Annotated in this window: 22 protein-coding genes; 9 read left to right on the forward strand and 13 right to left on the reverse strand. The window is 68.2% G+C overall.

What is annotated here, in order from left to right; translation table 11 throughout:
• Nucleotides 1–68: 68 nt before the first annotated feature.
• Genes ABIR74_RS05525 through gltB form a run of 3 tightly spaced genes read right to left on the reverse strand, consistent with a single transcriptional unit; the run spans nucleotide 69 to nucleotide 7,221 of the window.
• Nucleotides 69–1,247 carry an acetyl-CoA C-acyltransferase gene (locus ABIR74_RS05525; protein ID WP_348175735.1) on the reverse strand — a complete coding sequence of 393 codons (1,179 nt, stop codon included), beginning with the start codon at nucleotides 1,245–1,247 and terminating at the stop codon, nucleotides 69–71.
• Entirely contained in the window at nucleotides 1,244–2,680 is a 1,437-nt protein-coding gene (locus ABIR74_RS05530; protein WP_348175736.1) for a glutamate synthase subunit beta, read from the reverse strand. Before ABIR74_RS05530 ends, ABIR74_RS05525 begins: the two co-directional genes overlap by 4 nt.
• Complete coding sequence (gene gltB / locus ABIR74_RS05535) at nucleotides 2,680–7,221, reverse strand: glutamate synthase large subunit (RefSeq protein ID WP_348175738.1); 4,542 nt, start codon at nucleotides 7,219–7,221, stop codon at nucleotides 2,680–2,682. The genes ABIR74_RS05530 and gltB overlap by 1 nt, the downstream gene beginning before the upstream one ends.
• Before the next feature lie 224 nt (nucleotides 7,222–7,445).
• Between gltB and ABIR74_RS05540 the strand changes: the two genes are divergently transcribed.
• Nucleotides 7,446–10,589 carry an FG-GAP-like repeat-containing protein gene (locus ABIR74_RS05540; RefSeq protein WP_348175739.1) on the forward strand — a complete coding sequence of 1,048 codons (3,144 nt, stop codon included), beginning with the start codon at nucleotides 7,446–7,448 and terminating at the stop codon, nucleotides 10,587–10,589.
• 120 nt (nucleotides 10,590–10,709) lie between these two features.
• On the opposite strand, the gene ABIR74_RS05545 is transcribed toward ABIR74_RS05540, so the two are convergent.
• Nucleotides 10,710–11,489, reverse strand: coding sequence for an enoyl-ACP reductase (locus ABIR74_RS05545; protein WP_348175741.1), 780 nt, complete (start codon nucleotides 11,487–11,489; stop codon nucleotides 10,710–10,712).
• A 163-nt stretch (nucleotides 11,490–11,652) separates the two neighbouring features.
• Between ABIR74_RS05545 and ABIR74_RS05550 the strand changes: the two genes are divergently transcribed.
• Genes ABIR74_RS05550 through ABIR74_RS05565 form a run of 4 tightly spaced genes read left to right on the forward strand, consistent with a single transcriptional unit; the run spans nucleotide 11,653 to nucleotide 14,121 of the window.
• On the forward strand, nucleotides 11,653–11,898 hold the full coding sequence (locus tag ABIR74_RS05550) for a type II toxin-antitoxin system Phd/YefM family antitoxin (RefSeq protein ID WP_348175743.1): 246 nt from the start codon (nucleotides 11,653–11,655) through the stop codon (nucleotides 11,896–11,898).
• Nucleotides 11,899–12,333, forward strand: a complete 435-nt coding sequence (locus ABIR74_RS05555) for a type II toxin-antitoxin system VapC family toxin (RefSeq protein ID WP_348175744.1) — start codon at nucleotides 11,899–11,901, stop codon at nucleotides 12,331–12,333.
• 7 nt (nucleotides 12,334–12,340) lie between these two features.
• Complete coding sequence (locus ABIR74_RS05560) at nucleotides 12,341–13,306, forward strand: small ribosomal subunit Rsm22 family protein (RefSeq protein WP_348175746.1); 966 nt, start codon at nucleotides 12,341–12,343, stop codon at nucleotides 13,304–13,306.
• A gap of 38 nt (nucleotides 13,307–13,344) precedes the next feature.
• On the forward strand, nucleotides 13,345–14,121 hold the full coding sequence (locus ABIR74_RS05565; RefSeq protein WP_348175748.1) for an SDR family NAD(P)-dependent oxidoreductase: 777 nt from the start codon (nucleotides 13,345–13,347) through the stop codon (nucleotides 14,119–14,121).
• A 20-nt stretch (nucleotides 14,122–14,141) separates the two neighbouring features.
• On the opposite strand, the gene ABIR74_RS05570 is transcribed toward ABIR74_RS05565, so the two are convergent.
• Genes ABIR74_RS05570 through ABIR74_RS05580 form a run of 3 tightly spaced genes read right to left on the reverse strand, consistent with a single transcriptional unit; the run spans nucleotide 14,142 to nucleotide 16,727 of the window.
• Entirely contained in the window at nucleotides 14,142–14,804 is a 663-nt protein-coding gene (locus ABIR74_RS05570; RefSeq protein ID WP_348175773.1) for a methyltransferase domain-containing protein, read from the reverse strand.
• Between the two features lie 22 nt (nucleotides 14,805–14,826).
• Nucleotides 14,827–15,846, reverse strand: a complete 1,020-nt coding sequence (gene alr / locus ABIR74_RS05575; protein WP_348175749.1) for an alanine racemase — start codon at nucleotides 15,844–15,846, stop codon at nucleotides 14,827–14,829.
• A 17-nt stretch (nucleotides 15,847–15,863) separates the two neighbouring features.
• Nucleotides 15,864–16,727, reverse strand: a complete 864-nt coding sequence (locus ABIR74_RS05580) for an MBL fold metallo-hydrolase (RefSeq protein WP_348175751.1) — start codon at nucleotides 16,725–16,727, stop codon at nucleotides 15,864–15,866.
• Between the two features lie 67 nt (nucleotides 16,728–16,794).
• Between ABIR74_RS05580 and ABIR74_RS05585 the strand changes: the two genes are divergently transcribed.
• On the forward strand, nucleotides 16,795–16,926 hold the full coding sequence (locus tag ABIR74_RS05585; protein WP_348175753.1) for a hypothetical protein: 132 nt from the start codon (nucleotides 16,795–16,797) through the stop codon (nucleotides 16,924–16,926).
• A 24-nt stretch (nucleotides 16,927–16,950) separates the two neighbouring features.
• Here the strand turns inward: ABIR74_RS05585 and ABIR74_RS05590 are convergent, their stop codons facing one another.
• The 3 genes from ABIR74_RS05590 to ABIR74_RS05600 are packed head-to-tail and all read right to left on the reverse strand — an operon-like array spanning nucleotide 16,951 to nucleotide 19,505.
• Nucleotides 16,951–18,345, reverse strand: a complete 1,395-nt coding sequence (locus tag ABIR74_RS05590) for an NAD(P)H-hydrate dehydratase (protein WP_348175754.1) — start codon at nucleotides 18,343–18,345, stop codon at nucleotides 16,951–16,953.
• 1 nt (nucleotide 18,346) lies between these two features.
• The gene (locus ABIR74_RS05595) at nucleotides 18,347–18,712 is read right to left on the reverse strand and encodes a holo-ACP synthase (RefSeq protein ID WP_348175756.1); all 366 of its coding nucleotides are present in this window, start codon (nucleotides 18,710–18,712) and stop codon (nucleotides 18,347–18,349) included.
• Between the two features lie 16 nt (nucleotides 18,713–18,728).
• Entirely contained in the window at nucleotides 18,729–19,505 is a 777-nt protein-coding gene (locus ABIR74_RS05600; protein ID WP_348175758.1) for a TIGR01458 family HAD-type hydrolase, read from the reverse strand.
• Between the two features lie 69 nt (nucleotides 19,506–19,574).
• Here ABIR74_RS05600 and ABIR74_RS05605 point away from each other — a divergent pair, with 69 nt between their 5' ends.
• Genes ABIR74_RS05605 through ABIR74_RS05615 form a run of 3 tightly spaced genes read left to right on the forward strand, consistent with a single transcriptional unit; the run spans nucleotide 19,575 to nucleotide 21,674 of the window.
• Nucleotides 19,575–20,492, forward strand: coding sequence for a cation diffusion facilitator family transporter (locus ABIR74_RS05605; protein ID WP_348175760.1), 918 nt, complete (start codon nucleotides 19,575–19,577; stop codon nucleotides 20,490–20,492).
• On the forward strand, nucleotides 20,489–20,911 hold the full coding sequence (gene arfB / locus ABIR74_RS05610) for an alternative ribosome rescue aminoacyl-tRNA hydrolase ArfB (protein ID WP_348175762.1): 423 nt from the start codon (nucleotides 20,489–20,491) through the stop codon (nucleotides 20,909–20,911). The genes ABIR74_RS05605 and arfB overlap by 4 nt, the downstream gene beginning before the upstream one ends.
• On the forward strand, nucleotides 20,904–21,674 hold the full coding sequence (locus ABIR74_RS05615) for a biotin--[acetyl-CoA-carboxylase] ligase (protein ID WP_348175764.1): 771 nt from the start codon (nucleotides 20,904–20,906) through the stop codon (nucleotides 21,672–21,674). Before arfB ends, ABIR74_RS05615 begins: the two co-directional genes overlap by 8 nt.
• Nucleotides 21,675–21,684: 10 nt before the next feature.
• On the opposite strand, the gene ABIR74_RS05620 is transcribed toward ABIR74_RS05615, so the two are convergent.
• The 3 genes from ABIR74_RS05620 to ABIR74_RS05630 all read right to left on the reverse strand — a co-directional run.
• Nucleotides 21,685–22,299: a molybdenum cofactor guanylyltransferase gene (locus tag ABIR74_RS05620; RefSeq protein ID WP_348175766.1), complete on the reverse strand. Its 615-nt coding sequence runs from the start codon at nucleotides 22,297–22,299 to the stop codon at nucleotides 21,685–21,687.
• 1 nt (nucleotide 22,300) lies between these two features.
• Nucleotides 22,301–23,227, reverse strand: coding sequence for a 2Fe-2S iron-sulfur cluster-binding protein (locus ABIR74_RS05625; protein WP_348175767.1), 927 nt, complete (start codon nucleotides 23,225–23,227; stop codon nucleotides 22,301–22,303).
• A partial coding sequence (locus ABIR74_RS05630) for an NAD(P)H-dependent oxidoreductase subunit E (protein ID WP_348175769.1) occupies nucleotides 23,224–24,897 on the reverse strand: 1,674 nt, incomplete at its 5' end. The genes ABIR74_RS05625 and ABIR74_RS05630, both read right to left, overlap by 4 nt.

Below are 24,897 nucleotides of genomic sequence, written 5' to 3' on the forward strand. Positions count from 1 at the left end.
TCTGATCGTCCTACTCGTGCTCATCGTGTTCGGCGGCTTCGGCTTCTCACGACGCCGGTAGCCGGAGGTCAGGCAGCGCCGCGCGAGAACAACGCGGCCTGCCCTTGGCCCACCCCGACGCACAGCGTCGCAAGACCGAGGTGACCCTCACGGCGACGCAGCTCGTGCAGGAGCGAGACGACGAGCCGCGCGCCACTCATGCCGAGCGGATGGCCGAGAGCGATCGCGCCGCCGTTCACGTTCACACGCTCCTCGTCGAGGCCGAGCTCGCGACAGACCGCGAGCGACTGCGAGGCGAACGCCTCGTTTAGCTCGACCAGATCGATCTCGTCTATAGCAACGCCCGTGCGGCCAAGGAGCTTGAGCACCGCTGGTACGGGGCCGATGCCCATCACTGCAGGATCGACGCCCGCCACGGCTGACCCGCCAAAAAACCCGATCGGATCGATCCCGAGCGCGCGAGCCTTCTCCTCGCTCGCGATCACGAGAGCGGCGGCGCCATCGTTGATCCCACTCGAGTTGCCGGCCGTGACGCTCCCAGATTCGCGAAACGCCGGTCGCAGGGAAGCAAGCTTCTCGGGCGTCGTGTCGGGCCGGGGGTGCTCGTCCCTCACGAGGGTGCCAGCGGGCACCAGCTCGTCGTCGAAGCGGCCGGCCTCGATCGCCGCCGCCCAGCGCATGTGCGAGCGAAACGCGAAGGCGTCCTGGTCGTCGCGCGTGACGCCCCAGCGCTCGGCGACGTTCTCACCGGTCTCGCCCATCCGTTCGGTCGAGTATCGCTCCTCGTAGCTGGGATTGACAAACCGCCAGCCGAGGGTCGTGTCGTAGGTCGGGCGCTCGGCATCCGGGTGCGCCGGGTCGGGCTTCGCCGTGACGAGCGGTGCGCGCGACATCGACTCGACCCCGCCGGCGACAAAGAGGTCGCCGTCCCCCGCGATCACGGCGTGGCAGGCACCGACGACCGCGGCAAGGCCCGAAGCGCAGAGCCGGTTGACCGTGACGCCGCCGACCGAGTCGGGCAGACCGGCGAGGAGCGCAGCGAAGCGCGCCACGTTGCGGTTGTCCTCGCCCGCCTGATTCGCGCAGCCGAGCCAGCAGTCCTCGATCTCCGAGGCGTCGACGCCGGCACGCTCGACCGCAGCAGCAACGGCGAGCGCAGCGAGATCGTCCGGGCGAACAGCCGAGAGCCCACCGCCGTAGCGGCCGATCGGCGTCCGCACCGCAGACAGAATGACCGCTCTCGTCACATTGCGCGTTGTATCAGCCATTGGTCGACCTGCAGAGCGCACTGACGGCCCTCGTTGATCGCCCAGACGATCAGCGACTGCCCACGCCGCGCGTCACCGGCCGCGAAGACGCCGTCCACCGACGTCGCGTAGCTCGGTGCGTCGACGTTGCCGCGGCCGTCGCGCTCGACTCCGAGCTGCTCGAGCAAGGTCTGCTCCGGGTGGAGGAAGCCCATCGCGAGCAGCACGAGCTCGGCCGGGCGCGACTCATCGGTGCCGGGGATCGCCGCGAAGGGTGGCGTTCCGTCGTTCTGCGCCCAGTGAATCTGGTCGACCTTGCCGCCCGACCCCGAGAGTCGCGTCGTCGAGATCGCGAAGTCGCGCTCGCCTCCCTCCTTCAACGCATACGAGGTGCGCAGCTTCATCGGCCACCGAGGCCAGGGAGTGAGGTCGTCGGGTCGTTTCACAGGCGGCTCCCCCAGCACCTCGATCTGGGTCACGGATGCCGCCCTCTCGCGGTGGGCATTCGCAACGCAGTCGGCTCCCGTGTCGCCGCCACCGATCACGACGACGTGTTTCCCGGCGGCAGTGATCGGCTGCTCCGGCGCAGGTGGCGCGAGCTCGCCCTCGGTCCCGACCTCGGCCGCGATCGCACGGGCGCGCTCGTAGAGATACTCCATCGCGTAGTGAACGCCCTCGAGCTCTCGGCCCTCGACAGGAAGGTCGCGCGGCACGCGCGAACCCGTGGCGACGACTACGGCGTCGTGGGTCGCGCGCAGCTCCTCCGCCGAGACATCCACACCCACCTCGACGCCGTAGCGGAGCCGGACGCCCTCGGCCTCGAGCTGTGCAAGGCGTCGCTCGATCAGGCGCTTCTCGATCTTGAACTCGGGGACGCCGAACCGGACGAGCCCTCCCGCCGCCTCATCGCGCTCGAAAACCGTGACGGCGTGCCCGGCGCGCGCGAGCTGCTGCGCGCAGGCGAGACCCGCAGGCCCCGAGCCGATCACAGCGACGGTTCGGCCGCTTCGATGCGCGGGCGGGCGGGGAACGACCCACCCCTCCTCCCAGGCGCGATCGACGATCGAGACCTCGATCTGCTTGATCGTGACCGCGTCGCCTTCTCGAATCTCGAGCACGCAGGCGGCCTCGCACGGAGCCGGGCAGAGCCGACCGGTGAACTCGGGGAAGTTGTTCGTGCGGTGCAGCTCGACGATCGCTTCGTCGAAGCGGTCGCGATAGACGAGGTCGTTCCAGTCGGGAATCAGGTTCCCGAGTGGACATCCGCTGTGGCAAAACGGCACGCCGCACTCCATGCACCGGGCACCCTGATTGCGCAGCTCGAGGAGCGGCAACAATCGCACGAACTCGCGCACGTCCCGGACGCGCTCGGCCGGGTCGCGCTCGAGGGGCTCCGCGCGGTCGAGCTTGAGGAACGCGCCGAGCTCGCCCATTAGCGTGCAGCCTCCGTCTCGGTCGTGAAGAATCCGCCGCCGCCCGCCGACACTGGGTGGTCGTCGCGCTCGATTGCGAGGTCGGCGAGGGCACGCTTGTAGTCGTGCGGCATCACCTTGACGAAGAGATCCGGAATCGCGTCTGCCTCCCCGAGCACCCGCGCCGCGGCGGTCGATCCGGTCCGCTGCACGTGCTCGGAGACGAGCGCGAGGATCGTGACGACATCCGCCTGCTCGATCGGATCGAAGCCCACGAGCTCCATGTTGCAGCGGGAGCCGAAGCTCCCGTCGCGATCGAGGACGTAGGCGATTCCCCCGCTCATCCCGGCGGCGAAGTTCCGGCCCGTTGGCCCGAGCACGACCGCGACGCCCCCGGTCATGTACTCGCAGCCGTGATCGCCGACACCTTCGACGACGGCCGTCGCGCCGGAGTTTCGTACCGCAAAGCGCTCACCTGCGAGGCCCCGAAAGAATGCTTTGCCCGAGGTGGCGCCGTAGAGAACGGTGTTGCCGATCAGAACGTTCTCCTCTGCCACGAACCCGGCGTCGTCCGGCGGTCGCACAGAGATCGTTCCGCCCGAAAGCCCCTTGCCGACGTAGTCGTTGGCGTCGCCGACGAGCGCGAGCTCGATCCCGGGAGCGAGCCAGGCACCGAAGGACTGCCCGGCGGAACCCGTGAGGGCGACGTGGATCGAACCGTCCGGCAGGCCGGTGCTCCCGTGAGCCCTGGTCACGTGGTGCGAGAGAAGGCCTCCGACGGTGCGGTTGAGATTGCGGATGGGCGACGACAGCTCGACGGGGTCGCCGCCCTCGATGGCCGGTGCCGCCGCCTCGATCAACTCCCAGTCGAGCGCGCCTTCGAGCGGAGAGTCCTGCGCCTGCGTTCTCCGCACCGGCGTGCTCTCGGTCACAGCGGTCGGAGCGAGAACCCGCGAGAGATCGATGCCCCGCTCCCGCCAGTGGGCAATAGCCTCGTCGGGCTCGAGGAGCTCGACCCGGCCGACGAGATCCTCGTAGCGCGCGATCCCGAGCCGAGACATGATCTGGCGGGCCTCCTCGGCGACGTAGAAGAAGAAGTTGACGACGTGCTCCGGCTGGCCGGCGAACCTCGCTCGTAGCACGGGATCCTGGGTCGCGATTCCCACCGGGCATGTGTTGAGATGGCAGGCGCGCATCATCACGCAGCCACTCGCGACGAGAGGCGCTGTCGCGAAGCCGACCTCGTCCGCGCCGAGCAGCGCCGCAACAACGACGTCGCGGCCCGTCTTGATCTGCCCGTCCGTCTGCACCCAGATGCGCGAGCGGAGGTCGTTCCGCACGAGCGTCTGCTGCGTCTCGGCGAGGCCGATCTCCCAGGGGATACCGGCAAAGAGGATGGAAGACAGCGGCGATGCACCCGTTCCGCCGTCGTGGCCCGAGATGAGAACGTGGTCGGCGTTCGCCTTCGCCACGCCTGCCGCGACGGTGCCTACGCCGACCTCGGCGACGAGCTTCACCGAGATGCGGGCAGTCGGGTTCGCGCAGCGGAGGTCGTAGATCAGCTGCTTCAGATCCTCGATCGAGTAGATGTCGTGGTGAGGCGGCGGAGAGATGAGACCGACACCCGGCGTCGTCAGCCGGACGCTCGCGATGTAGTGATCGACCTTGTGCCCGGGCAGCTGGCCTCCCTCACCCGGCTTCGCGCCCTGGGCCATCTTGATCTGGATCTCGTCGGCGTTCGTGAGGTAGTCGATCGTGACACCGAAGCGGCCGGACGCGACCTGCTTGATCGCGGAGCGGCGGAGATCACCGTTCGCATCGGGCGTGAACCGCACTGGATCCTCGCCCCCCTCTCCCGTGTTCGATTTTCCGCCAATGCGGTTCATGGCGATCGCGAGGTTCTCGTGGGCTTCGCGTGAGATCGAGCCGAGGGACATCGCACCCGTGACGAAGCGCTTCACGATCTCGCTCGCGGGCTCCACGTCCTCGAGCGGGATTCCACCGTCGTCGGCCTCGCGGAAGCGCAGCAGCCCGCGAAGCGTCAGCCGCCGCACCGCATCGTCGTTGACGGCCCGGGCATACGCCTCGTAGGTCTCGAAGCTTTCGTTGCGCACGGCGTCCTGCAGCAGAGAGATCGTCTCCGGGTTCCACTGGTGGTGCTCGCCGTCGCGGCGCCAGGCGTACAGGCCGATCACGGGAAGAAGCGTGTCGTTGTCACCCGGGTAGGCGCGAGCGTGACGGGCCAGCATCTCGCGCGCGATCTGCTCCGTGCCGATGCCACCGATGCGCGACGCGGTGCCCGTAAAGTGCCGATCGACGAGCTCGGAGGCGAGGCCTATCGCCTCGAAGATCTGCGCGCCGCAGTACGAGGGGACGGTCGAGATGCCCATCTTGGACAGCGTCTTGAGAATCCCCTTGGCGATCCCTTTCACGGCCCGCTGCTTTGCCACCTCGGCCGTCATGCCGTCCGGGAGGAGCCCGAGGGCGACGAGCTCGCCGAGCGTCTCGAGCATCAGGTACGGGTTGACTGCCGCCGCGCCGTATCCGATCAGGGTCGCGACGCTGTGCACGCTCCGCGCCTCACCCGTCTCGGCAACGAGGCCGGCCTGGAGTCGCGTTCCCTCGCGGACGAGGTGGTGGTGGACGGCGGCGACGGCGAGCAGCGCCGGAACCGGCGCACGGTCGGGGCCGACTGCGCGGTCGGAAAGGATGAGGATGTTGACCCCGACCGCGAGCACGGTGTCGGCCTCGCGGCAAAGGCGCTCGAGGGCGGCATCGAGCCCGGCCGGACCCTCGGAGACGGGCCATGTCGCGTCGAGGGTGTGGGCCTTGAAGATCGCGGAATCCACCTGCCGGAGCTGCTCGAGCTCGGCGTCAAGGAGAATCGGCGAGGGAAGGACGAGCTGACGTGCGTGCTCGGGCGTCTCTGCGAGCAGGTTCCTCTCCGAGCCGATGCTCGCCTGCACACTCATCACGATCGCTTCGCGGATCGAGTCGATTGGCGGGTTCGTGACCTGCGCGAAGAGCTGCTTGAAGTACGAGTAGAGGATCCGGTTGCCGCTCGAGAGCACGGCGAGCGGCGTGTCGTTCCCCATCGAACTGACGGCCTCCTCGGCATTCCGGGCGAGTGGCGCCAGGGTGACCTTCATGTCCTCCTGTGTGTAGCCGAAGGCGACCTGGCGCTGGCGTAACGTCTCGGTTGGCGCGGTCCGGGGCTCACGGGCGGGCAGATCGGCGAGCTCCACGACCTCGCTCTCGAACCACGCGGCGTACGGCTTGCGGGTTGCGATCGTGAGCTTCGCCTCGTCGTTCGGGACGATCCGACCCTGCTCGAGATCGACGAGGAAGAGCTGGCCCGGTTGCAGGCGGCCCTTACGGAGAACGTCGGCCGCAGGGATGTCGAGCACCCCCGCTTCGGAGGCGAGGACGACCCAGCCGTCGCGCGTCTCGAGCCAGCGACCCGGTCGCAGCCCGTTGCGGTCGAGCGTCGCTCCGATTACCCGTCCATCGGTGAACGAGACGGCCGCGGGACCGTCCCAGGCCTCCATCAGACACTGGTGATACGCGTAGAAGCCGAGGAGCTCCGGTGGCAGGTCTGTGCGCCCGACGGTCGCCTCGGGGATCATCATCATGATCGCGTGGGGCAGCGAGCGGCCCCCCAGGACGAGCAGCTCGAGCACGTTGTCGAACGTGGCCGAGTCGGAGCCGCCCTCCTGTATCACGGGTAGCACCTTGACGAGATCGTCGCCGAAGAGCTCCGACGCGAGCTGCGACTCGCGCGCCCGCATCCAGTTGATGTTGCCGCGTACCGTGTTGATCTCGCCGTTGTGGGCGATCATCCGGTACGGGTGCGCGAGCTCCCAGCTCGGAAACGTATTGGTCGAGAAGCGGGAGTGGACGAGTGCGAGCGCTGACGCCGTGCGCTCGTCCTGCAGGTCGGGAAAGTAGCCGCGCAGCTGCGGCGCGGTGAGCATCCCCTTGTAGACGATCGTGCGAGACGAGAAGCTCGGGACGATCGCGTCCGAGCCGAGCTCGAGCTCGAAGCGGCGCCGGATCACGTAGAGCTTCCGCTCAAAAGCGTCCTGATCGGCGACCACGTCGTCGCCCGCCGAGACGAAGAGCTGCCGAATCGCCGGCGCCGCGGCACCCGCCGTCACTCCGACGAAAGCCTGGTCGACAGGAACGTCCCGCCAGCACACGACCCGCTGCCCCTCTTCCTCGACGAGACCCCAGAGATGGCGCTCGAGCTCCGCGCGCCGTGCCTCGTCGACGGGCAGGAAGCACATCGCGACGCCGTACCGGCCGGACTCGGGCAGCTGCTCGCCGAGAACGGCGCGGAAGAACGTGTCGGGCAGCTGGAGCAGGATTCCGGCGCCGTCGCCCGTGTTCGCGTCGGCACCGGTGGCCCCGCGATGCTCCAGGTTGGCGAGCGCGAGCAACGCGCGCTCGACCGTCTCGTGCTGCGGCATCGCGTCGAGTCGCGCGACGAAGGCGACGCCGCACGCGTCGTGCTCGTAGTCGGCCGAGTAGAGGCCGGTCTCCGCCGGACGCACCGCGCTCACCGCGGCCTCCCCTCGTGGGGAGGGATCATCGCCGGCCTCGATACCGTGAGTTCACGCGCACACAGTCTCCCCGGCCTAGCGTTGTCGAGTGCGGGCGCGAACGTCAAGCATGCTTCAAAGAATAAAGCAACGGCCCGACCGGGGATGCACACCGTGTTCGCGACGCGGCAACACATCCTCGAGCGAGGCGCTGAACGCTGCAATCTCGACGGTACGATAGCTGGATGGGCGCATCGATCCTGGCTGATGGGGCGGCGGGGCGCACCCTCACGATCCGGGGCACGGCGTACCCGGTGCTCCTGCCGAAGATCCGCGACCCGCGGCTCCGCATCGCGGCCGTTATCACGTCGCTGCAGGTCATAGGCCAGACCGCCTTCGGATTCGAGCTCTCGATCGCCCAGATCCTCGTTTCGCTGCTTACCTGCGCGGTACTCGAGCTCGGGATCACGTTTCACCGGCGGCGCGTGATCATGTGGCCCGCAAGTGCCCTCCTGACGGGAAACGGGATCGCCTTCGTGCTCCGGGTGCCGGGAACCGAGCACGGGGACTGGTGGAGCATGAAGGGGTGGTGGATCTTCGCCGGCACGGCGACAGTCGCGATCCTCTCCAAGCACCTGATCCGGTTCCGCGGCCACCACTTCCTCAACCCGTCGAACGTTGCGCTCGTCCTCTGCTTCGTCCTCCTCGGGTCGACACGCGCAGATCCGCTCGCCCTCTGGTGGGGGCCGATGTCGCCCTGGATGGTGCTCGCGCTCGGCGTCATCGTTGTTGGGGTTTTCACGGTTCTGATCCGGCTCCACCTGCTTGCCATCGCCGCCACGTTCTGGATCACGTTCGCGATCGGCATCGGCGTGATTGCCGTAGCCGGCCACGAGATGACGGCGCGCTGGCACCTCGGGCCGATCACGGGCTTCGAGTTCTGGCGCGTGCTCGTCTTCTCACCCGAGGTGCTCATCTTCCTCTTCTTCATGATCACCGACCCGAAGACGACGCCGACCGGGAGCCGTCAGCGCCGCGTCTACGCCATGGCGATCGGGCTTCTCGCCGTCCTCCTGATCGCGCCGACGACGACGGAGTTCTGGACGAAGGTCGCGCTCCTCGCTGCGCTGACGATCGTCTGCGCGTCGCGTCCGGTAATCGCCCTGCTCTCGCCGCGGTTCGGGCCGATGTCGACCGCGCCGCGGCGACCCGTTCTCGGCGCCCTAGCGGTTGGTGGGGCCGTCGCATTCGCAGGCCTGCTCATCCTGGCCGGTCTCCCGGCGCGCCCGAGCGCTGCACTCGCGAGCCCCGCAGCCACGGGAGAGCTGCCGCCGGCGACGATCCTCCCCTCGAAGGGCGTCGCAACACAGCTGAATGCAGAGACTGCGCGCCAGATCACCGCGGATCTGATCACAAACTTCAAGCTCGAAGCGACGGCGCTTCGCAGTCGTGACAAGGACGTCGCCGCTACCGCCGCACGCGGCGAGCGGCTGCAGGGGCTCTGGCAGCAGATCGGCCTCGCGCGCAATCGTCCGCTCATCGTCCCCGAGCGCCGCATCGAAAGCCTGGAGCTCGGCCTCGAACCGGCCGTGAGCCAGTCGCCTCCCCTCGTCATCGCCACCGTGACAGGCACCGAACGGTTGCTCACGGTGGAGGGAAACCCGGCAACGGTCGCCTTCACCGGCAACAGGACGCCGTTCACCCGCACGCTCGAGCTTCAGCTCGATCGCGGTCGCTACGTGATCGTCGCCATGCGGGGAGGCACGCCTGAGGCGGCAGCCGCAGGGGCGTCGGCGCAGCTCGTCTCGTCCGGTCTCGGGGGCATCCAGTTCGAGAACGTGGCTCCGCAGGTCGGGATCGATTTCCAGCAGAGCGCCTTCCGCACCCCACAGACGACGGATGCGACCGGAATGATGGGCGGCGGCGTCTGCTGGGTCGATATCGACAATGACGGCTGGCTCGATCTCTTCGCGGTCAACTCGTATTCCGACCTCGATTACGGCTACTGGCTCGAGCACGGGGGGCAACCGCGAAGCGCACTGTTCAGGAACCGGAATGGCCGGTTCACCGACGTGAGCCGCCCCTCGAAGGCCGGGATCCGGATCCGAGGGAACGGCTGCGTCGCCGGCGACCTCAACGGCGACGGCTTCACCGACATCTATGTGACCGCAGCCGGAAACGACGCACTCCTCTGGAACGACGGCAAGGGGCACTTCATTGAGGGCGCCCGTGCGGCCGGGATCACCGCCTGGGGCTGGCATTCCGGGGCGGCGATCGGAGACGTGAACGGCGACGGTCGACCTGACCTCTTCGTCGCCGGCTACACGGACGTGAACGCCTTGATCCCTGGATCGTCGTCGGGGTTCCCGAACGATCACCTCGGTGTTCGCGACCTGCTCTATCTCAACCTCGGAAACGACCGGAGCGGCCACGCCCGGTTCCGCGAGGTCGGCGACAAGGCAGGCATCGACGCGCGCGTCGAGCACGGACTCGGAGCAGTCTTCACCGATATCAACAACGACGGTCGCCTCGATCTCTACGTCGCAAACGACGCAAACCCGAACCGCCTCTACATGAACGTCCCGGGAAATCGCAACGGCCTCGGCTTCCGGCTCGAGGAGCACTCAGGGCGCTTCGGGGTCGGCGACCCGAACGCCGGGATGGGAATCGCGGCCGCCGACTACAGCGGAGACAGCCGCACGGATCTTCTCGTGACCAACTCCCACAAGCAGCTCCACGCCGTCTTCCGGAGCGACGTTGCAAACGGGGTAGGCAGTACGTTCAGCGATGCGCGCTCCGATATCGCAGGGGCGTTCGATACGACTCTCGCCGGTTGGGGGGCATCGTGGGTCGATCTCGACCTCGACGGCAATCTCGACCTCGCACTTGCGAACGGGTCGATCCCGGTCGAGGGCCTGAAGAAAAGCGCCGAACCTGTACAGGTCTTCGAGAACCTGACAGCACATGACCGGCCGGGACAGTTCGCGGATGCAACCCGAGTCGTGGGGCTCGATGCCGTCCCGCGCGTGATCGGTCGCGGCCTTGCAGCCGCCGATTACGACAACGACGGCAGCATGGACATCGCTGTCGGCTCGATCGGCGGCAAGCTCATGTTGCTACGGAACACGGGCTCCAAGGGCAACTGGCTGGTCGTGAAGCCTGCACGATTTGCGCCCGGGACGGTCGTGACGGCAGTCCTGCCGAACGGACGTCGGCTCGTGCAGGAGCTGAAGGCTGGCAGCAGCTACCTCTCCTCGGAGGATCCGCGCGCACACTTTGGCCTTGGTCGCGAGAAGACGGTGAGCGAGCTGATCGTCCGTTCACCGGGAGGGCGCGAGCGGCGGCTGACAGACGTGAGGGCGAACCAGGTGCTCGACCTCGCGCGCTGACACGCGGGGACGGCGCGGTCGCGGATCAGGCTCCTGACTGAAGCGTCCAGGCGCCAGGAGCGCGGTCGGGCCGCCACGCTTCAACCTCGCGGCGGGAACGGCCTCCGTTCCCGCCGGGAGCTACATCCCCATCGCGTGGTACCCGGAGTCGACGTACAGCATCGTCCCCGTCACGTTCACCGCGTCGTCGGAGAGAAGGTATGCGGCGGCACCACCGACGTCGTCGGCGGCGATGTGGCGATGGAGCGGCGCACGCTGCTCGAACATCTCCTCCATCGTCGTGAAGCCTGCGATCGAGCGCGCGGAGAGCGTGCGCACGGGCCCGGCCGAGACGGCGTTGATCCGGATCCCGCTCTCACCGAGATCCCAGGCGAGGTGGCGCACGCATGCGTCGAGCGTGGCCTTCGCAACACCCATCACGTTGTAGTGCGGGACTGCCCGGACGCCGCCAAGGTAGGTCATCGTCACCATCGACCCGCCTCCGCGTGCCTGCATGAGCGGCTCCGCAGCCTTCGCGCACGAGACGAGCGAGTAGGCAGAGATGTCGACGGCCATCCAGAAGCGATCACGCGGCGTGTCGATGAAACGCCCCTCGAGATCCTCTGCTGCAGCGTAGGCAACCGAGTGCACGAGGAGATCGAGACCGCCCCCGAAGGCCTCGCCGGTCTCGGCGAAGACCCGGGCAACATCCACTTCGGAGCGGACGTCACACTCGGTGACGAGCTTCGCATCGACCGACTCGGCGAGCTCGCGAACGCCCTTCTCGATCCGCTCTCCCTGGAACGTGAACGCCAGCTCGGCCCCTTCCTCGTGGAGGCGCTTCGCGATCGCCCACGCGATCGACCGCTTGTTGGCGACACCCAGGACCAGCGCCTGCTTGCCCTCGAATCTCCCGGCCATGCGACGATCCTAGCTACTTCCCCCGGAGTGACGTTAGCGTCGGGCACGGGGCCGTTGTGCGGGGGAACTAGCTTCGATCTGAGGCCTCGCCACCATCTTTCGAAGCGGCAATGCGAACATCTTATATATCTAGACCGTCTAGATTTTTGCTACATTGAAAGAGATGATCTGGCAGCTCCAGACCGCGAAGCAGAAGCTCTCCGAGGTCGTTGACCGTGCCGTCGCCGAGGGGCCGCAGACGATCAGCCGCCACGGTCGGGAAACGGCAGTGGTGGTCTCAGTCGACGACTCCCGGCGGCTGACGGGAGACGACGGCTTCAAGGACTACCTCCTTTCCGGGCCGACACTCGATGGACTCGATCTCGAGCGGCCACCTGACCTTCCCCGCCCGGTCGAGCTCGACGGCTGAGTGTCATTCCTCCTCGACACAGAGGTCGTCTCCGAACTCCGGCGTCCGCGCCCCGACCCGCACGTCAGAGAATGGCTCGGGCGCGTCGCGTCCGTCGACCTTCATCTGAGCGTGTTGGTGACGGGGGAGATCCGTCGCGGCGTCGAGCTCCTGCGACCCCGGGAGCCAGAACGAGCGGCGTCGCTTGACGAGTGGCTCGAGGGCCTCGTGGTCGCCTACGGAGACCGGCTGCTCCCCATCTCCGCCTCGGTCGCGGACGCGTGGGGACGCCTCTCGAGCCTCCGGCCGCTGCAGGTGGCCGACGGGCTCATGCTTGCAACCGCAAAGGTGAACGGCCTCACGCTCGTCAGTCGCGAGGCCGCAGCACTCGCCGACCTGGGCGTGTCGACGTTCAATCCCTGGAAGGCGCTCGAGGGCGACGGCCCGGCGACGTGATCGCCGCGTGACGCTTCCAAACGCGCTGCAGACCGGTATCGAGGAGCTCGTCCACCGGATCAGCCCGAAGGAGCTCGAGCGCTCGGCGCGCGCTCTCTCCGATGCGTACCGCGCGGGAGGATCGTCGGCGGAGCGTGCAGCGCGGACGCCGGTTGACATCGCCGCATACCTCGCCACCCGCGCGCCTGCGACCTTCGCGGCGGCGGCAGACGTGTTCGAGCGGATTCGCGAACTCCGTCCCGACTGGAGTCCCACGTCGATGCTCGATCTCGGTGCAGGCCCCGGGATCGCAAGCTGGGCTGCCGCCGAGACGTGGCGCCAGATCGCGACAGTAACGCTCGTCGAGGCCGAGGTGGAGATGGCACGCGCAGGTCGGACGCTCGCGAGGACAGGATCCGAGGCGTTGCAGGAGGCGAGCTGGATCGTCAGCGACGCCGGAGCGCCAGGCAACAATGCAGATCTCGTCGTCGTCTCGTATCTGATCGGCGAGCTGCAGCCGGTCGCGCTCGACCAACTCGTTCGCGAGGCGTGGACGCGAACCACCGACACGCTCGTGATCATCGAGCCCGGCACGACGGCGGGCTACAGGCGGACGCTCGCCGCGCGCGACTCGGTGGTCGCGGCCGGGGGCTCGACGCTCGCGCCGTGCCCCCACGATGCCCCCTGCCCGCTCCCTGCCGACGACTGGTGTCACTTCTCGGTGCGGCTGCCGCGTAGTCGCACGCACCGGCTCGCGAAGGACGCCGAGCGCGGGTTCGAGGACGAGAAGTTCTCATACGCAGTGCTCTGCCGCGAGCCACACGAGCGAGCCGCGGCACGCGTGCTTCGACGCCCCGACCTCCGCCCCGGGCACGTCGTGCTCGATCTCTGCACGCGGTCCGGACTCGAGGGGCGCACGGTCTCGCGGAAGGACGGCGACGCGTACAGGCTCGCACGGAAGTCGGCCTGGGGCGACACAGTTCCCGGCGCCTGAGCCCGGCCCCTCGAGGTCATCTGCGTTACGTTGCCGAGATGGAGCGCATCGCGGTCGTCACGGGAGCATCGTCGGGGATCGGAGAGGCGATCGCCCGCAGGCTTGCGCGCGATGGATGGAGGTGCGTGCTCGTCGCCCGCCGCGAGGATCGGCTGCGCGCTCTCGCCGACGAGATCGGCGCGGAGATAGAGCTCTGTGACGTTGGCGACAGGGCCGCGGTCGAGGGACTCGCCGAGCGGGTACTCGAACGCCATCCTGCGATTCACCTCCTCGTCAACAACGCCGGGATGCCCGCTCGTGGGACGTTCCTCAGCGTCGACCTCGACCTCGTCGAGGAGGTCATGCGGGTCAACTACCTCGGCAGCGTCTGGTGCTCGAGAGGGTTCCAGCCAGGACTCGAGGCGGCCGCGAGGGTCGGGGGCGCCCACATCGTGAACCTCGTCTCCGTCGCAGGCACCGTGTCGTTTGCACCGGCAGGTGCCTATGCCGCCTCGAAGCACGCGCAGCTCGCATACTCGCGATCGCTCGGTGCCGCCTTGCGGGACTCGGGCATCCAGGTGCACTCGATCCTCCCCGGCTTCGTCGAGACCGAGGGGTTTCCGCAGAAGAAGGTGCTGAGGAGCCGGCTGCTGCGGTCGTTTGTGATCGAAGCGGACGACGTCGCGGTGACGGTCGTAAAGGCAATGGAGAAGGGCAAGAGTGAGTGCGTCGTGCCCTGGTTTCCCTATCGCTTCGTCGGGATCGCGCAGGCGATCGCACCGGGCCTCGTGGCGCGGTTCGTCGGCATGTCCGCCCACCGGGGCGAATCGGTCTGACGCTGCCGCAAGTGCGGCCGCTAGTGAACGAGCCCGCCGCGCTTGCGCGCGACGTACCAGCCGATCTCGACCTCGTAGAGCGCGCCCGGTGCCATGCCACTCACGCGGCGCCTCTCGTCGCCCTCGAGGCCGACGAGGTCGAGGTAGCGCTCGAGGTTTCGCTGTTCTGGCGCGATCTCGTTCGTCAGCACCTCGAGGTCGTTCGCATCGAGGTAGCCCCTGATGTCCACGTCCGGCAGCAGTCGGGTATGTGAAGAGTCGCGTGCCTGTTCGAAGCGGTCGGTCTCGGCGGCGACAACAGGGTCGACCGCACCGATCTGGTCGACGAGAAGGATCCGGCCGCCGGGACGCGTCACGCGGGCGAGCTCGGAGACGATGAGCTCGGGTCGACGCGCGTGATGGAGCACACGCATGCAGCCGACGATGTCGAACGAGCCGTACTCGAACGGCAGGGCCGTCGCATCCCCCACCATGAGCTCACAGTTCGCCGGAGCGAGCTCCCGGCCCGCTGCAACGAGATCCTCCGACAGGTCGACCCCGACGACGCTCCCGACCAGCGGCGCGAGGGCGAACGCGAAGGCGCCCGCACCACAGCCGCTGTCGAGCGCACGCTCGCTGCCATCGAGGGGCGCAAGAAGTTGCTGCACGCGATTCCGCAGGGCTGCGGATCGCTCCTCCTGCATTGCCACGCGGTATCCAACGCCATCACTCATCGACGATCACACGCTCCGATCGGGTAGCCCGCGAGACGATCCCGCAGGCGATCTCATAGGGGATGGTGCCAGAGACGCGCGCGTGCTCCTCCAGAACGACCCCCTCGCCGACGAGCGTCACGCGATCCCCGGCCTCGGCGCCGGCCGGGAGAGCAATGGCGATTGCATCCATCGAGACGGTTCCGACGACCACGGCCCGCGAGCCCGCGACGACCACCTCGGTGCCGGACATGCTCCGGCGAAAGCCGTCCGCATAGCCGACAGGAACGATCCCGATCCGGGTCGGCCGCGTCGCGACGAAGCGCCGACCGTAACCCGTGCTGTCGCCGGGACCGAGCGTCTTCACGAGGGCGATCGAGGACTCCCAGCGAAGAGCGGGCTGCAACCCATCCTCGGCAGCATCGGTGCCGAATGGCGAGATGCCGTAGAGCGCGATCCCGCAGCGAACGGCGTCCAGGTGCGCCTCGGCATACAGGAGCGTGCCCGCGCTGTTTGCGATGTGCCGCTGCAGATGGGCGACCGACGCGGTCGCCTCGAGGAAACGCTCGAGCTGAACCGCTGTGTACTCGGGATCGGTGTCGGCGGAGGCGAAGTGGCTCATCACGCCGACGACCCCGGAACCCGGTGCTGCTAGCTCGGAGACACCCCACCGCCCCATGCCCGTGTCGAGCTTCAAGTGCACCGGTACACCCGCGGGAACATCTGCGGTCGAGACGCCGAGCTCGAGACGGGCCTCGCGCGCAACGGTGAGGTCGGCGGAGCCAGTGTCCCCAAGAACGATGATCCGCGCCTCGGGGAGCACCGCTCGAAGCTCGAGCGCCTCGGGCACCGTCGCGACACAGAGTGCGGTGGCGCCCTCCTCGAGCGCAACCCGCCCCACATCGGTCGCACCGTGCCCGTAGCCGTCTGCCTTGACGACGGCCCAGAGCTCCGCGCCCGCGAGGAGCCCTCGCAACGTGCGAGCGTTATGGCGGATCGCCGCGAGGTCGATCGTGATCAGCGAGCGGTGCATGGGCTCCATTCTCTCCGTCAGACGTCGATCGTCATGCCATCCCAGGCGAAGGTCACGTTGCGACCCTCGCTTCGCAGGCGCTCCTCGACCTGCACCAGCTCACCGTAGGAGATGCAGTCCATTTCCTCGACGTGGCTCAGCACGACCTGCCCGGCGTCGAGCGCGTCGACGATCCCGAGCGTCTCGGCGAACGTCGCCTCGAAGACGAGCACCGGATGCTCCTCATGGATCAAGCGTTCACCGGTGAACAGGTCGAACTCGCAGATTCCCATGGGGAGGACCGCGACGTTGCACCCCTTGATGTGGCCGGGAGGAGACCAGCCGTTCAGCTCGTCCATGGAGACGAGCAGGCGTCTGTCGCCATCAGTCAACTCGAAGGCGTAGACATAGTCCTCGGCGAGCCTGAACGGGCGCACGGAGACGCCCTCGATGTCCACCACGTCTCCGTCGGCGAGTTCATGAACCCGGATCCAGCCGCGCTCGCGCATGAACTCGAGATGCTCCATGCCGCCGAGCCACCTCCGAAAGTCGACGGCGACCTGTTGCGGCAAGTAGATGTCCGTGACGAGCGGCTGCTTGGCCTCCCGCGGCCAGGTGCGGAAGTCGCCGTTCCGCGTCTCCCAGACCCGCTTCCCCATCGTGTGGTCGGGGTGCCAGTGCGAGTAGAAGCAGGCGTTGATCTCGCCGATCCCCGCCCGCTCGAGCTGGTACTTCGACTCCTCGGGCGTATCGAAGAGGATGTTCGGCCCGTGGACGAATGTCGATGGGCCAGTCCTCACCGAGCGGCCGCCCTTCGCGCGCGCGTCGACACACACGCGGCACTGGCAACCCGGGCGCGGGATGGTGGCCGCGCCGCCGGAGCCCAGGATCTCGATCCTCACAGGTTCGAGGCTACCAACCGCCCTCGAGCTCTCGAACGGGAACGGTCGGGTCGGCTGCGACCGGCTCGTGTCTCGGGTGCATCGCGGCGAGCGGCGGCGACCCGATCACCGCGACGTCTGGTCGGTCAACACCGAAGAGGTGTACCTGGAGGAAGGCGAGGCCGTGGACGCGCTCTTTGATCTCGAGCTCGCCGGTTAGGCCAGGTCGGCCGACGATCAGCCATTACCTGTCGTACGCGGCGCCACCCCTCGTTGACAGGATTGCCGGAAGCGTCCCGAAGACGTCGCCCGCAACCAGCCCGGCCTGATACGGCACCGCAGCGGCCGCGAGTCCGTGCGCCGTGGCGGCCGCCGCGGCAGCGGTCGTCGAGTCGAGTCCCTTGGCGAGAAAGGCCGCGACAATGCCCGTGAGGACGTCACCAGTGCCGGCCGTTGCAAGAGACGCCGGGCCTGCGTCGCAGACAACGAGTTCGCCCGTCGGCGCGTGCACGATCGTATCGGCTCCTTTCAGGAGGACGACGGCGCCGAACATCTCGGCCGCAGTTCTCGCCGCCTCCAGGCGATGTGCAGCAATCCAGTCCGAGTCACGGTCGAGAAGGCGCGCGAGCTCGCCGGCATGGGGGGTGAGAACGGTCGGGTTGGCGCGCGTCGTCGGACGAAGACCGAAGAGGGCATCGGCATCGACGACGACGGGCAGGTCGAGACGTTCGAGCAGACGCGCCACGAGCGCTTGCGCCTCGCGGCTCCGCCCCAGTCCCGGCCCGAGCGCAACGGCGTCGGCTCGTTCGGCTTCTGCCAGAATCGTCTCTTCGGCGTCTGCCCAGTCGAACCCGCGCTTGACGGGCTCGAGCGCGAGCGTTTCGACCACGGCGAAGCACTCCCGCGGGACGGCAATCGCGACGTATCCCGCGTCGGCCCGAAGCGCCGCCATCGCGGCGAGAACCGGTGCACCCGTCGTTCCCGGCGCGCCGCCGACCACGAGCACGGCACCTGCAGTGAACTTCGAGTCCCGGAGACCTCGACGTGGCACCCGGTCGAGCAACTCTCGCGTCGCCCGGCGAGCCGCAGTCACGGCAGGCGCGAGGCCGATGTCGGCGACAGCGAGCTCACCACGGTGAAACCGACCCGGAGTGACGTGAAGGCCGACCTTGCTCGCATGAAACGTGACCGTCAGCGTCGCGTTCACCGCCGACCCCGCGACCTCACCGGTCGAGGCATCGACGCCGGACGGAACGTCGACGGAGACGACCGGCCGGCCGCAGGCGTTGATCCGCTCGATCAGTTGCGCCGCCTCGGGCCGCGGAGGGCCCTCGAAGCCGGTTCCGAAGAGCGCGTCGATGACGACGTCGCATCCTTCGACTGCGTCCGTCTCGACCGCCTCCAGGCCTGCCTCCCGCAGACGGCGTGCGGCGATGCGTCCGTCTCCCCCGTTCGAGCCTCCTCCGCACACGACCGCGAAGCGCCGGGCCTCGGGGAATGCGCGGCGCGCCTCGTACGCGACGGCGGCACCTGCGCGCTCCATCAGCTCCGGAGCCGTCCCGGGAAAACCGGGATACGCCTCCTCTGCCGCACGCATCTCGGCCGCCGTGTAGAGCCACTCGAACCCGGGCTCGGCCACGCTACTCTCCCAACTGCACGACGCAGGACGCGCCCGCCATCGTGTGCGAATGTGTCAGCGAGACATCGATCTCGCGCATCCCGATCCGCGCCGCATACCCGGCAGTCCTCCCCGTGAGAGTCACCCCGGGCTTCGGCGGCCCGACGATCTCGATGTCCTTCCAGGTGAATCGCACGCCGCAGCCAAGCGCCTTGCCGACGGCCTCCTTGCCACAGAACCGAGCCGCATAGCTCTCGGCTGGGTTGCGTCTCGTCTCGCAGTAGTCCTGCTCGGCCTTCGTGAAGCACCGGTCACGGAAGCCGGGTCGTTCGAGCGCGCGAGCGATTCGCTCGATCTCGATCAGGTCCGTGCCGATCCTGACAGTCATCGAGGGCCTCTGGCGCCTAGAGCGACCGCTCGAGCCATTCGGGGAGGTGCGCCAGGGAGCTGAGGACGATCTCGGGCACGAGGCCTGAAGATTCGAGCGTCTCCGGCCGGAACTTGCCGGTGCGCACGAGCGCCGTCCGCATCCCGAAGCTCTGAGCTCCGCGGACGTCTGCCTCGACGTCATCGGTCACCATCCAGGTCAGCTCCGGCTGTGCGCCGAGAGCATCGAGTGCAGCCGCAAAGTAGGCCGGGCTCGGCTTGCCGAGGACCGTCGCATCGACCCCCGTCGCGTACTCGAGACCGGCGACGAACGCTCCCGCGTCGAGCAACGGTCCACGGCTCGTCTGCCACCACTTGTTCTTGTGCAGGCAGTACAGCTCCGCACCCATCTGCAGCTCTGCGAAGGCGCGCCCGAGGTTCATCCACGAGAACACCTGATTCGGCTCCGTCGTCTCGTCGCACCCGCCGAGGAGGACCGCATCCGCGCGATCTCCGACCAGCTCTATCCCCTCGAGGTCGGGCACGATCGCGCCCATCACGAGCGCAAGAACGCGCTTGCCGGCAAGCTCGCGCGCCGCGGCTCGTGGCGTCGTCTGGAGCTCGTCGTCCTCGAGCGCGAAGCCGAGCAGTCGCAACTCCTCCGCGAGCACCGCGCGGAGTCGCGTCGAGTTATTCGTCACGAAGCGGAGCGAGTGCCCCTGCTCCCGCAGGCGCGCAACGGCTTCGACGGCCCCGGGGATCGGTTCACCCGAGACATGAAGGACACCGTCGATGTCGAGCAAGATGCATGCCACGGCCGCCATTCTCCCAGAAGCTGCGCCCGCGCGACAGTGCCAGTGCTCACGTCGCGCTACCGTCTCACCATGGCGCACGCGCATCACCACGGTCACTCCCACAGCGCTTCGAGCAGCTCCCTGCGCTCGTTGACGCTCGCGCTCGTCCTCAACGCTGCCTACACCCTCGTCGAGGTGATCGCGGCGATCCTCGCGGGCAGCCTCTCGCTGCTCGCGGATGCGGGGCACAACCTCTCCGACGTCGTCGCGCTCGCCGTGGCGGCAGGCGCAGTCATGCTGGCGAGGAGACCTGTGACGCCGAACCGGAGCTTCGGGTTCAAGCGTGCGGAGATCCTGGCTGCTCTCTTCAACGCTGTCTCGCTAATCGTCATTGCGCTGATCGTGTTCGTCGGGGCTGCTCGGCGATTCTCGGATCCCGAGACGGTGCCGGGCGGCTGGCTCATCGTGGTCGCGAGCATCGGCCTGCTCGTCAACGCAGTCGGAGCTGCGGCCGTCTTCCGCCGCGACGGCGAGGACATCAACCTCCGTGCCGCCTACATTCACCTCGTCGGCGACGCGCTCGGCTCGGTCGCCGTCATCGTCACCGGCATCGTGATCGTCACAACGGGTTGGAGCTACGCCGATCCGATCATGGGCGTCCTGATCGGGGTCTATCTGATCGTGAGCTCCTGGGACGTCCTGCGCGAGTCGGTGCTCGTTCTGCTCGAGTCGACACCACGTGGGCTCGATGCCGAGGAGATCGGACACGCACTCGTCTCGCAGCCGGGGGTCGTCGAGGTTCACGACCTCCACGTCTGGCAGATCACGAGTGGGTTCCCCTCCCTCTCTGCGCACATGCTCGTGCGCGAGGGTGACGACTGCCACGGGATCCGTCGCCTGAGCGAGCACATGCTCGCCGAGCGGTTCGACATCACGCACACGACGCTGCAGGTCGACCACGACCACGTCGATGGTCTGCTAACGATCTCGCCGCCGGCGCGGCCGTGAGCGGCGACGAACGGACGAACCGTAGGGTCTCGCGCTCCGTTGTGCTCCCCCTGGCCGACATCGAGTTGCGCGTGTCTCGGTCGAGCGGCCCCGGTGGGCAGCATGCGAACAAGACCGAATCCCGGGTGGAGGCCGTCTTCGACGTCGAGGCATCAACTGCGCTGAGCGACGTGCAGAAGCGTCGCGTCCTCGCGAAGACCGGGCCGGTCATCCGAGCAGTCGCGCAGGACGAGCGCAGCCAGCTTCGAAATCGCGAACTCGCAATCGACCGTGTGGTCGCGCGGTTGGCCGAGGCGCTTCACGTGGAGCGCAAGCGGGTTCCCACGAAGCCGTCACGCGCGGCGCAGGCGAAGCGGGTCGAGACGAAGAAGCGTCGCGGCGAGACAAAACGGCTTCGCAGGGTCGACGACCGTGAGTGATCTCGCCCCGGGAGCCGTCCGGCCGCTCCTCCGCGGGTCGTTCGGTGAGCCCTACTTCTACGCGACCGAGACAGCCTCGACGCAGGACATGCTCGCGGGGAGCGACCATCCGCACGGCACCGTTGCCGCGGCCGAGCACCAGACCGCCGGGCGTGGACGTTCGGGTCGGCGGTGGGACGACGCGCCGTCGGCGGCGCTCCTCTTCTCGGTGCTCTTGCGGGCGCCGCCGGGAGCTCTGCTGCCCCAGCTCTCGCTCGTCGCCGGATTGGCGGTCGCCGCCGCTGTCGAGGGCGAGTTCTCGGTACCGGCAATGGTCAAGTGGCCGAACGATGTGCTCTTCGAGGGCCGCAAGCTCGCGGGGGTCCTGCTCGAAGCGTCCGGCTCCGTCGTCGTCTGCGGGATCGGGATCAACGTCAATCAAAGCGAGGGAGAGCTGCCGCCGGAGACGCGGCTGCCGGCGACGTCGCTCCGGATGGCAGCGCACCGCCCGCTCGATCGGGGAGTCGTGCTCGCTGCCGTTCTCACCGAGCTCGAGCGCCTCTACGACGCCTGGCTCGTCAGTGGTCTCGCCGTGCTGCTCGACGAGCTCGAGCGGCGCAACGCTCTCCGAGGACTCAGTGTTCGCGTGGGTGTCCGTGCAGGGACTGCAGGTGCGATTGCTCCGGACGGAAGGCTGACGATCGTGCTCGTTCGCGGCGACGTCGTGCTTGTGGAAAGTGGTGAGGTGGAGCTCGGGCCGGGCGCCACCCTGGCAACCGGCTAGAGCCGGCGTCCTAGGATCGGGCGCTGAGCGCAGCCCACTCCTCGGGCGTGTTCGCATTCTCAGCACCGTTCAGCCGTGGGTCGGCGGCGCCGAGCTCGGGATCGGAGATCAACTCCCACTCGCCCACCTGGCGCACCGCGCACGTCCGGGGTATGTCTTTGAGCCCGCCGGCACCGTCGTCGAGCAGCGCCTGCACCCTCGGTACGATCCGCACCCGGTAGGCAGCGAGGAGCGGTTGCGAACGGCCACCGATCGTCGGCACAACGGCGTCATCACCCTTGCGGAGCGCACGAACCACGGCACGGACGAAAGCCGGACCGAGCAACGGCGTATCGACGCCGCAGGCGAATGCGATATCAGCCATGCCCTCGAGAGCGACGAGCCCCGTGTGGAGCGCTGCGAGCGGCCCCTCGTAGGCGATCGTGTCCTCGACGAGTATCGCATCGAGTGGAGGCAACTCCTGGCCCGGTGCCCGAACGACACACACCGGGCCACCCCCGACACCGACGCGCACGACCGAGACCGCGTGTTCGACGGCCGTCATCCCGTGCCAGTCGAGCAGCGCCTTCGCCTGACCCATCCGACTCGATCGGCCGCCCGCAAGGACGATCGCTCCGACTCTCACCTCAGACGGAGTCGCGAGCCTGCACGTGCTGGAAGCCGAAACGACCCTTGATGCAGAGGTTACCGCGCGTGACGTCGTGGTCGTCCGGGCTCGTGACCTTGACGATCGTGTTGTCTTGCACATGAAGCTCGAGGTTGCAGCCGACGCCGCAATACGGGCACACAGTCGTCGTCACCGTCTGATCGTCCTGCCGCCAGTCGGCGGCCTGGCGGAGCTCGTACTCGGAGCGGAACATCAGCGCGCCCGTGGGGCAGACGGCGATGCAGTTGCCGCAATAGACGCAGGCCGACTCCGGCAACTCGGCGACGTACTCGGTCGAGATCCGCGCGTCGAAGCCGCGGCCGGCAACGTGGATCGCGAACGTGTTCTGGAACTGCTCCCCGCAGGCGTCGACGCACTTGTAACAGAGGATGCACTTCGAGTAGTCGCGCACATACAGTTCGTTGTCGATCTTGATCGGCGCGTACACCGTCGCGGCGGTCTGGCCGTCCGGCTCGACGTGGTGACCCGTTCGCTTGCGGTCACGATTCGCGTCGGGTGGAGCGGGCGGCCCGAACCGCTCGGGCTCCGCTTCATACCGTTCGAGGTACTCCGGGATCACGTCCGTCGTCGAGAGGTCGACCGACGAGGCGAGCAGTTCGAGCACCATCTTGCGCGAGTGGCGCACGCGCTCCGAATCGGTCTGGACCTTCATCCCGGCCTCGGCCTTGCGCGAGCACGCAGGTGCTAGCACACGAGATCCTTCGACCTCGACGACGCATACGCGACAGGCGTTCGCAGGCTCGAGCGTGTCGCCGTAACACAGAGTCGGGGTGTCGATCGCGAGCCGCCGGCAGGCGCCGAGGATCGTCTCTCCCTCGAAGACGCGGACCGACTGCCCGTCGATCTCGAGTTCGATCATCCGCCTCGGTGCCAGCAGCTCGCTCATGAGAAGACCCCCAGTCGTCCGATCGCAGATTCGATCGCGCTCGACGCAGTCTGGCCAAGGCCGCAGATCGAGGCATCGCGCATGCATTGCCCCACTTCGCCGATCACGGCGAGTTCCGTCTGGACACCGCCGCGCGTCCTCCCGGAGACGAGGCGTGCAAGCGCCTCCTGCTGCCGGACCGTACCGACGCGGCAGGGCACACACTGGCCGCACGACTCGTTGCGGAAGAACGCGGCGAGGCGCATCAGCAGTCGCGGCATGTCAACCGACTCGTCGAGCACGAGTACGACGCCGGAGCCGAGCGTCGTCTTCGCCTCGCGCACTGCCTCGAAGGTCAGGGGCAGATCGAGCTCGTCGGGCCGCAGGAAGCCACCGGCCGCGCCGCCCATCAGGATCGTCTGCAATTCCTTGCCGCCACTGACACCGCCCGCGAGGTCGTACAGCTCGCGAAGCGTGGTGCCGAACGGCACCTCGTAGACGCCGGGGCGCCCGACATGGCCACACACGCAGAACAGCTTCGTCCCCGTCGAGACCTCCGTACCGGTCTCCGCGTAGACAGGGCCGGAACGAGAGACGATGTCGAGAACGTTCACGAGCGTCTCGACGTTGTTCACCACGGTCGGCTTACCGAAGAGGCCCTCGACCACGGGGAACGGCGGCTTGTTGCGCGGCTCGCCGCGGTTGCCCTCGATCGACTCGAAGATCGCGGTCTCCTCGCCGCAGATGTACGCGCCGGCGCCCTTGCGAACCTCGATCTCGCACGAAAACCCTTCGCCGAGGATGTTCTCGCCGAGGTAGCCGCGTGCGCGCGCCTCGTCGAGTGCAGCCTCGAGTGCGTGCTGTGGCTCGGGGTACTCGCCCCGGATGTAGACGTAGCCGCGCTCGCACCCGGTCGCGAAGGCAGCGATCGTCATCGCCTCGATCAGTGCGAACGGGTCGCGCTCCATGATCACGCGATCCTTGAACGTGCCGGACTCCGACTCGTCTCCGTTGCAGACGAGGTAATGCGGTCTGGCCGGCTGGCGGGCAACCGCTTCCCACTTGATGCCCGTGGGGAACGCGGCGCCGCCGCGGCCCTGGAGCTTCGAGTCCTTCACCTCGCGGATCACTCCCTCCGGGCCGAGCTCGACGGCGCGACGCAGCGCTGCGTAGCCGCCGTGAGCGCGGTACTCGTCCAGGCTCACCGACCTGCCCGAAGCGGCGCGGCGGAGGAGGCGAAGCGACGGATCGCCGGCCTGCGGAAGCACCGTGACCGGCGCCGGCCCAGGATCGCCACCCGCGAGCGCATCGAGGACCGCGGCTGCAGTCGTCAACGCAAGCGTCCGCTCGTGCGGCTCGTCGCCGGCATCGCTGACGAGCGCCGCCGGGGCGCGGTCGCATTGCCCGAGACAGGGGCTGCGGAACCAGGTCGCGGAGCCGTCGTCGGACAGCTCGCCCTCGGCCCCGAACCGCTCCTCGATCTGCGCGATCAGGTCGTCGGAGCCGGTGCACTTGCAGGCGATGTCCTCGCAGACGTGAACGACGCGAGCCGGGCGCGGCTCGACGGCGAGCATGGCGTAGAAGGTGGCAACGCCGTAGACGTCCGCGGGCGGCAAGGTCAGCCTGCGGCAGAGCTCGTTCATCCCGCCGGGGCTGATCCAGCCGATCCGCTCCTGCAGCGCCCAGAGCGC

This window comes from Gaiella sp., from assembly GCF_039915195.1.
Lineage (GTDB): Bacteria > Actinomycetota > Thermoleophilia > Gaiellales > Gaiellaceae > Gaiella.

Coding starts and splice junctions, on each gene's coding strand:
- ABIR74_RS05530 (WP_348175736.1), bottom strand. CDS start 2,680: ATGGGCGAGCTCGGCGCGTTCCTCAAGCTCGACCGCGCGGAGCCCCTC.
- alr (WP_348175749.1), bottom strand. CDS start 15,846: ATGCACCGCTCGCTGATCACGATCGACCTCGCGGCGATCCGCCATAAC.
- ABIR74_RS05540 (WP_348175739.1), top strand. CDS start 7,446: ATGGGCGCATCGATCCTGGCTGATGGGGCGGCGGGGCGCACCCTCACG.
- ABIR74_RS05545 (WP_348175741.1), bottom strand. CDS start 11,489: ATGGCCGGGAGATTCGAGGGCAAGCAGGCGCTGGTCCTGGGTGTCGCC.
- ABIR74_RS05570 (WP_348175773.1), bottom strand. CDS start 14,804: ATGCAGGAGGAGCGATCCGCAGCCCTGCGGAATCGCGTGCAGCAACTT.
- ABIR74_RS05605 (WP_348175760.1), top strand. CDS start 19,575: ATGGCGCACGCGCATCACCACGGTCACTCCCACAGCGCTTCGAGCAGC.
- ABIR74_RS05550 (WP_348175743.1), top strand. CDS start 11,653: ATGATCTGGCAGCTCCAGACCGCGAAGCAGAAGCTCTCCGAGGTCGTT.
- ABIR74_RS05625 (WP_348175767.1), bottom strand. CDS start 23,227: ATGAGCGAGCTGCTGGCACCGAGGCGGATGATCGAACTCGAGATCGAC.
- ABIR74_RS05565 (WP_348175748.1), top strand. CDS start 13,345: ATGGAGCGCATCGCGGTCGTCACGGGAGCATCGTCGGGGATCGGAGAG.
- ABIR74_RS05595 (WP_348175756.1), bottom strand. CDS start 18,712: ATGACTGTCAGGATCGGCACGGACCTGATCGAGATCGAGCGAATCGCT.